Source organism: uncultured Microbulbifer sp. (genome assembly GCF_913055755.1).
In the GTDB taxonomy this organism is placed as follows: Bacteria; Pseudomonadota; Gammaproteobacteria; order Pseudomonadales; family Cellvibrionaceae; genus Microbulbifer.
On sequence record NZ_CAJXKH010000039.1, the window covers coordinates 25286 to 33517 of the forward strand.

Consider the following 8232-nt stretch of genomic DNA (forward strand, 5'->3'; position numbering starts at 1 on the left):
GCCCTAGCTTCCCCGACTCCCGCTGCCCGTACCGAAGCGCCCCGAATACAGAAATTCCGCGCATAAAAAAAGCGGGCCTCGCAAGAGGCCCGCTTTTCTCGAGAAAGTACCGGTTATCTTACCAGCCGGTTACTTCCTTCAGTGCGTTACCGATTTCCGCCAGGGAGCGGACGGTTTTCACACCGGCGTCTTCCAGCGCAGCAAACTTCTCGTCTGCGGTGCCTTTACCACCGGAGATGATCGCACCGGCGTGGCCCATGCGCTTTCCGGGAGGAGCAGTTACACCAGCGATGTAGGAAACCACCGGCTTGGTGACGTTTTCCTTGATGTAAGCAGCCGCTTCTTCTTCCGCGGTACCGCCGATCTCACCGATCATGACGATCGCTTCGGTCTGCGGGTCATTCTGGAACATTTCCAGGATGTCGATGAAGTTGGAGCCCGGGATGGGGTCGCCACCGATGCCCACACAGGTGGACTGGCCGAAGCCGTGGTCGGTAGTCTGCTTGACCGCTTCGTAGGTCAGGGTACCGGAGCGGGAAACGATGCCCACTTTGCCCGGCTTGTGGATGTGGCCCGGCATGATGCCGATTTTGCACTCACCCGGAGTGATCACGCCCGGGCAGTTCGGGCCGATCAGGCGCACGCCCAGCTCGTCGCACTTAACCTTGGCATCCAGCATGTCCATGGTGGGAATGCCTTCGGTGATGCACACGATCAGCTTGATGCCGCCGTTGGCCGCTTCCAGGATGGAGTCCTTACAGAAAGGCGCCGGAACGTAGATTACGGAAGCTTCTGCACCAGTCGCTTCTACGGCTTCTTTCACGGTATCGAATACCGGCAGGCCCAGGTGAGTCTGGCCGCCTTTGCCCGGGGTTACACCGCCGACCATTTTTGTACCGTACTCGATCGCCTGCTCGGAGTGGAAAGTACCCTGGGAGCCGGTGAAGCCCTGGCAGATTACTTTGGTGTCTTTGTTAATCAGTACTGACATGATTATTTACCCTCCGCAGCTTTAACCACTTGCTCTGCCGCGTCGGTCAGGCTGGTGGCAGCGATGATGTTCAGGCCGCTGTCGCTCAGAACCTTGGCACCCAGTTCTGCGTTGTTACCTTCCAGGCGAACAACAACCGGAATTTTTACGCCGACTTCTTTCACTGCGCCGATCACGCCTTCGGCGATCATGTCACAGCGTACGATGCCGCCGAAGATGTTGATCAGAACTGCCTTTACGTTTTCGTCGGACAGGATGATCTTGAATGCTTCAACCACACGCTCTTTGGTCGCGCCGCCGCCAACGTCCAGGAAGTTGGCCGGCTTGCCGCCGTGCAGGTTGACGATGTCCATGGTACCCATGGCCAGACCGGCACCGTTTACCATGCAGCCGATGTTGCCATCGAGGGCTACGTAGTTGAGGTCCCACTTGGCTGCGTGTGCTTCGCGCTCGTCTTCCTGAGACGGGTCGTGCATTTCACGCAGGTCCGGGTGGCGGTACAGCGCGTTGCTGTCGATCACTACCTTGGCGTCCAGGCAGTGCAGGTTGCCTTCCGGGGTGATGACCAGCGGGTTGATTTCCAGCAGGGCCAGATCTTTCTCTTCGAACATCTTGGCCAGACCCAGGAAGATCTGGGTGAACTGCTTGATCTGGACGCCTTTCAGGCCCAGCTTGAACGCCAGTTCGCGCGCCTGGTAAGGCTGCGCGCCTACCAGCGGATCAACGGTCGCCTTGAGGATTTTTTCCGGGGTTTCTTCCGCAACTTTTTCAATCTCAACACCGCCTTCGGTGGAGGCCATGAATACGATGCGACGGGTAGAACGGTCTACAACCGCGCCCAGGTACAGTTCCTGGTCGATGTCGGTGCAGCTTTCTACCAGAATGCGGGAAACCGGCTGGCCGTTTTCGTCTGTCTGGTAAGTTACCAGGTTGTTACCCAGCCACTTCTTCGCAAATTCTTCAATTTCCGCTTTGGAGTCCACCAGCTTTACGCCGCCCGCTTTACCGCGGCCACCAGCGTGTACCTGGGCCTTAACAACCCACTTGTCGCCGCCGATTTCGTCTGCTGCCGCTGCTGCCGCTGCCGGGGTTTCCGCTGCAATGCCTTGGGAAACCGGCAATCCGTATGCTGCAAACAGTTGTTTGCCCTGATACTCATGCAAGTTCATAGTCAATACCAATTCACATTTGAAATGTGTTTACCAATTTGCAGATTGCTCTGCACCTTTAGACAGAATCCTGAAACTGCATCGTTACAAATCCAGGATTCTGAAATGAATCGGCGGGCTCTGGGCCCGCCTCTTGCGGAGGCTTTCGCCTCCGTATTACTTACGCTTTTTACGGTTGGCGATGTGAATCGCGTGACCGTTGGCTGCCAGAGCCGCTTCTTTCACCGCTTCGGACAGGGTCGGGTGGCCGAATACGGTCATGCCGATGTCTTCCGCGCTGGAACCGAATTCCATCGCGATCGCCACCTGCTGAACCAGGTCCGCGGCAGACGGGCCAACAATGTGGGCACCCAGAACGCGGTCGGTTTCGGCGTGCGCGATGATTTTCACCATGCCCGCAGTTTCGTTTGCAGCAACGGCACGGCCGGAAGCAACGAACGGGAACACACCTACGTTGTAGGGCTCGCCGTCGGCTTTTACCTGTTCTTCGGTACGGCCAACTGCGGCGATTTCCGGGTGGGTGTAGATCACGTTCGGAATCACGTCGTAGTTCATCATCGGCTTCTGGCCGGCGATGCGCTCTGCAACCACCACGCCTTCTTCAGACGCCTTGTGAGCCAGCATCGGGCCGCGCACCACGTCGCCGACTGCCCACACACCAGGTGCGGAAGTCATGCACAGGTCGTTGACGTAGATAAAGCCGCGCTCGTCCAGCTTCACACCGGCATCTTCAGACAGCAGGCCTTCGGTGTACGGACGACGGCCCACACACACGATCAGCTTGTCGAAGGTTTCCTGGTGTTCCTTACCGTCTTTGTCTTCGTAAGTGACGACAACTTCCTTGCCCTTCACTTCGCTGCCGGTTACGCGGCAGGACAGACGGATGTCCAGGCCCTGCTTCTTCAGGATCTTCTGGGATTCCTTGGCAATCTGCTGGTCCATGATGGACAGGAAGTTATCCAGGGCTTCCAGTACCACAACATCGGAACCCAGGCGGTTCCATACAGAGCCCAGCTCCAGGCCGATAACACCGGCACCGATCACGCCCAGGCGCTTCGGTACGGAAGTGAATTCCAGCGCGCCGGTGGAGTCGACGATAATCTTGTTGTCGATCGGAGCCGGCGGAATGTTCACCGGTACGGAGCCGGACGCCAGGATGACGTTTTCCGCTTCGTAAGTAGTGGTCTTGCCGTCGCGGTCGGTTACCTCAACCTTCTTGCCAGCCAGCAGCTTGCCGGTGCCCTCGATGGAGGTCACCTTGTTGGCCATAAACAGGCCCGCAACACCGCCGGACATCTGCTTGACCACGCCGTCTTTGCGCTCGATCATTTTCTTCACATCGATTTTTACCTTGCCGGTATCGATGCCATGTACGTCGAGGGAATCTTGCGCTTCATGGAATTTCCAGGAGCTGTCCAGCAGCGCCTTGGACGGAATACAACCCACGTTCAGACAGGTGCCACCGTTGACGACTTTACCGTCTTTGTTGGTCCACTTTTCTACACAGGCAGTCTTCAGACCCAGCTGCGCCGCGCGGATTGCGGCCACATAACCACCGGGGCCGGAGCCGATTACGATTACGTCAAATTTTTCTGACATGGTCTGTTCCAAATTTGGTGAATTCAGTGTGCGAAAGGGGCCAATCCCGGCCCCTGATTTTTATACTTCCAGCAGGATGCGCGCCGGGTCTTCGATCATTTCCTTGATCGCAACCAGGAAGCCAACCGCTTCCTTGCCGTCAATCAGGCGGTGATCGTAAGACAGGGCCAGATACATCATCGGCAGGATTTCCACCTTGCCGTCTACCGCCATCGGGCGTTCCTGGATTTTGTGCATACCCAGGATCGCGGTCTGCGGCGGGTTCAGGATCGGCGTGGACAGCAGGGAACCAAATACACCACCGTTGGTGATGGTGAAGGTACCGCCGGTCATTTCCTCAATGGTCAGCTTGCCGTCGCGGGCGCGTACGCCCATGTCGCGGATGTTGTTCTCGATATCCGCCAGGCCCATATGCTCGGCATTGCGCAGTACCGGAACCACCAGACCTTTCGGGGAGGAAACCGCTACACCGATGTCCTGGTAACCGTGATACACGATGTCGTTACCGTCGATGGAAGCATTTACCGCGGTGTAACGCTTCAGCGCTTCGGTCGCCGCTTTGACGAAGAAGCCCATAAAGCCCAGGCGGGTGCCGTTGTGCTTCTTCTCGAACAGGTCCTTGTAGCTCTTGCGCAGATCCATGATCGGCTTCATGTTCACTTCGTTGAAGGTAGTGAGCATGGCGGTGGACTGGGAAGCATCCAGCAGGCGCTCGGCAATACGCTTGCGCATACGGGTCATGGGTACGCGCTTCTCTACGCGCTCGCCCGCGGCCACGGCCACTTCGGCCGCAGCACCCGGCGCCGCCGCGGCAGCCGGAGCAGAGCCAGCTTTCATCACGTCTTCTTTCAGTACGCGTCCGCCTTTGCCGGTGCCTTCAACACCGCCGAGGTCCACGCCTTTTTCCGCCGCCATTTTCTTGGCGGACGGCATGGCGATTTTCTCGCCGCCAGCAGCTGCGGCCGGCGCTTCGGATTTTTCTTCGGCTTTGGCTGCTTCACCACCAGATGCTTCGGCACTGCCGCCGGCACCTTCTTCAAACTTGGCGATAACTTCGTTGGAGAGAACGGTGTCGCCCTCGCCTTTGATGATTTCAGTGAGGGCACCGTCTGCCGGAGCTACAACTTCCAGTACGACTTTGTCGGTTTCAATATCCACGATCAGTTCATCGCGGGACACGGCTTCACCCGGTTGCTTGTGCCAGGTGGCAACGGTGCCGTCCTGAACGGATTCCGGGAAAGTTGGCGCTTTAATCTCGATGGTCATTGTTCCTGTTTCCTGAGATTGCTCTTGGGCACCGGATTTCCCGGCACCCTGCTCTTCGTTGTACTGCTGCCTTATTTGACAGTCAGCGCCTCATTGATGAACGTATTCTGTTCTTCCAGGTGCGTGGACATATAGCCCGCCGCCGGTGCAGCAGAGGCTGCGCGGCCGACATATTCCAGCTCCAGTTTGGGGTGTGCCTCGTTCAGCAGACGACGCAGGTGATGCTGGCTGGAGTACCAGGCACCCTGGTTCATCGGCTCTTCCTGACACCAGGCGACGCTCTTGATGTTCTTGAATGCGGAAACCGCAGCCAGGAATTCGTCGTCCGGGAACGGATAGAGCTGTTCGAGACGGACAAGCGCCACGTCTTCCTGTTCGCGCTCCATGCGCGCTTCCAGCAGATGGTAGTAGACCTTGCCGGAGCACACGACCAGTCGCTTCACCTTGGCGGGATCCACAGCGTCGTCCTGGATGACGTTGTGGAACTTGCCATTGGCCAGTTCGTCCAGACTGGAGGTGGCCAGCTTGTGACGCAGGATCCACTTCGGGCTCATGATCACCAGCGGGCGACGCATCGGGCGCACGGCCTGACGGCGCAGCAGGTGGAAGATCTGTGCCGGGGTGGTGGCGTTACACACCTGGATATTGTGCTCGGCGCACAGCTGCATGAAACGCTCGAGGCGTGCGGAGGAGTGCTCCGGCCCCTGCCCTTCATAGCCGTGCGGCAGCAACATCACCAGGCCGCACATACGACCCCACTTGTGCTCACCGGAAGTGATGAACTGGTCGATCACCACCTGCGCGCCGTTGGCGAAGTCGCCGAACTGCGCTTCCCACACCACCAGGGATTTCGGGGTGGTAGTGGCGTAGCCGTATTCAAACGCCAGCACCGCTTCCTCGGACAGCAGCGAGTCGTAAATATCGAAACGCGGCTGACCTTCGTACATGTGCTGCAGCGGTACGTAGCTCTGGCCGTCTTTCTGGCTGTGGACCACCGCGTGGCGGTGGGAGAAGGTACCGCGACCAACGTCTTCACCGGTGAAGCGGACCATGTAGCCCTCTTCCAGCAGCGTACCGTAGGCCAGGGTTTCCGCCATGCCCCAGTTCAGCGGCAGTGCGCCACCGGCCATCTTGCGGCGGTCTTCGTAAATTTTGGAGACCTGGCGCTGCATCACGACACCGTCGGGCACCGTGGTCATGCGGGTGGCCACGTCTTTCAGCTTCTGCATCGGGAAGCTGGTGTCACCTTCCACGGTCCACTCGTGATTCAGGTAGGGACGCCAGTCGACGAACATGGATTCGTCCGGCTCTTTCACCAGACCGGTGGCCACGTCTTCGCCGCGGTCGAGTTTGTCGCGGTAATCGTTGGCCAGCTTGTCGGCAGCAGCCTTGTCCAGCACACCTTCGGCGACCAGCCTTTCCGCGTACAGGGTACGGGTGGTCTTGTGCTTGCGGATGGTCTGGTACATCAGCGGCTGGGTGCCGGACGGATCATCGGTCTCGTTGTGGCCGCGACGGCGGTAACACACCAGGTCGATCACGATGTCTTTCTTGAACTCGTAGCGGTAGTCCACTGCCAGCAGGCCGGCCAGCACCACCGCTTCCGGGTCGTCACCGTTCACGTGCAGTACCGGCGCGTCGATCATCTTCGCCACATCGGTACAGTACTCGGTGGAGCGGGCGTCTTCGCGCTTGCTGGTGGTAAAGCCCACCTGGTTGTTCAGCACCAGGTGAATGGTGCCGCCGGTGTAGTAGCCGCGGGTCTGGGACATCTGCAGGGTTTCCTGCACCACACCCTGACCGGCAAAGGCGGCGTCACCGTGGATATTGATCGGCATCACCTTCTCACCGGTGCTGTCGCCGCGACGGTCCTGACGGGCGCGCACGGAACCCACCACTACCGGGGCACAGATCTCCAGATGCGACGGGTTGAAGGCCAGTGCCAGGTGCACTTCGCCACCGGGAGTCATGACGTTGGAGGAGAAGCCCTGGTGGTACTTCACATCGCCGGAAGTATCCAGGGTTTTCTTGCCCTCGAATTCTTCGAACAGGTCTGCCGGGTTTTTACCCAGGATATTGACCAGGGTATTCAGGCGGCCGCGGTGGGCCATGCCGATCACGATCTCTTTGACCGAGTAGGTGCCGGAGCGACGGATCAGTGCATCCATCAGCGGGATCAGGCTCTCGCCGCCCTCGACGCCAAAGCGCTTGGTGCCCGGGTACTTGGAGTCCAGGTGACGCTCCAGGCCCTCGGCGGCCGACAGGCGCTGCAGAATTTCGGTGCGGATGTCGTTACCAAAGTTGGGCTTGGACTGGCTGCGCTCCAGGCGCTGCTGGAACCACTGCTGCTCGTCCAGGTTGGACAGGTGCATGATCTCTGCACCCAGGTTGCGGCAATAGGTGTTCTCGAGCCCCTCGACGATTTCGCGCAGCGTCGCTTCCCCTTTGCCAAAGAACAGGTCCCCGGTCTGGAAAGTGGTGTCGAAATCGCCCTCGGTCAGGCCGTGGTAGTTAAGCTGCAGATCCGGTACCTGCTCGCGGGCCATGATGCCGAGCGGGTCCAGGGTCGCTTTCTTGTGACCGCGGTGGCGGTAGGAATTGATCAGTTGCAGAACTTTGATCTGTTTGCGCTCGTGCTCCACATTGACGGAGCCGGCGCCGGGAGCGGCGAGGGGGCGGGTACGGTTCTTTGCCAGCAACTCGAAATGCTGGCGAATGGCGGCATGGGAGACATCGCCGCCATTTACCCGCGGCAGGCTGTCAAAGTAACTGCGCCATTCTTCCGGTACACCACTGGGGTCGTGCAGATAGGTCTCGTACAGCTCCTCCACATATCCGGCATTGCCACCAGAGATATGCGAAGTACGCCAGAGTTCCTCCATTGTGCTTTCGTGCATTAATGCCTACCTCAATTGTCGACGCGCACCCTTGAAATTTCGCGCCGCTCTTTCCTGTCTTTTCACTCACAAAAGGGGAGGTGCTGAAAGACACCTCCCCTTTTTCGTATAAGCCTGATACCTGCGCTGCTATCGGCTTAATTGTGATTATTTTTGATGGGAACCCGCGTTCCCGCTTGGGGGTTGTCCCCCTACACGGCGCGGGTTATCAGCATATTGCGGATATGACCGATGGCCCGGGTGGGGTTCAACCCTTTGGGGCAAACGTTCACACAGTTCTGGATACCGTGACAGCGGAATACGCTGAAGG

General features: G+C 58.7%; 5 protein-coding genes and 1 pseudogene. All 6 read right to left on the minus strand.

What is annotated here, in order from left to right:
- Positions 1-118: 118 nt before the first annotated feature.
- Complete coding sequence (gene sucD / locus QZ511_RS08595; protein ID WP_295801667.1) at positions 119-991, minus strand: succinate--CoA ligase subunit alpha; 873 nt, start codon at positions 989-991, stop codon at positions 119-121.
- A gap of 2 nt (positions 992-993) precedes the next feature.
- Positions 994-2160, minus strand: coding sequence for an ADP-forming succinate--CoA ligase subunit beta (gene sucC / locus QZ511_RS08600; RefSeq protein ID WP_295801669.1), 1167 nt, complete (start codon positions 2158-2160; stop codon positions 994-996).
- A 156-nt stretch (positions 2161-2316) separates the two neighbouring features.
- Positions 2317-3759, minus strand: coding sequence for a dihydrolipoyl dehydrogenase (gene lpdA / locus QZ511_RS08605; protein WP_295801671.1), 1443 nt, complete (start codon positions 3757-3759; stop codon positions 2317-2319).
- A gap of 60 nt (positions 3760-3819) precedes the next feature.
- Complete coding sequence (odhB, locus tag QZ511_RS08610) at positions 3820-5025, minus strand: 2-oxoglutarate dehydrogenase complex dihydrolipoyllysine-residue succinyltransferase (RefSeq protein WP_295801673.1); 1206 nt, start codon at positions 5023-5025, stop codon at positions 3820-3822.
- 71 nt (positions 5026-5096) lie between these two features.
- Positions 5097-7922 (minus strand): 2-oxoglutarate dehydrogenase E1 component, encoded by a 2826-nt coding sequence (locus tag QZ511_RS08615; protein WP_295801675.1) that lies wholly within the window; start codon positions 7920-7922, stop codon positions 5097-5099.
- A 191-nt stretch (positions 7923-8113) separates the two neighbouring features.
- A pseudogene (gene sdhB, locus QZ511_RS08620) lies at positions 8114-8232 on the minus strand (succinate dehydrogenase iron-sulfur subunit); the annotation flags it as partial.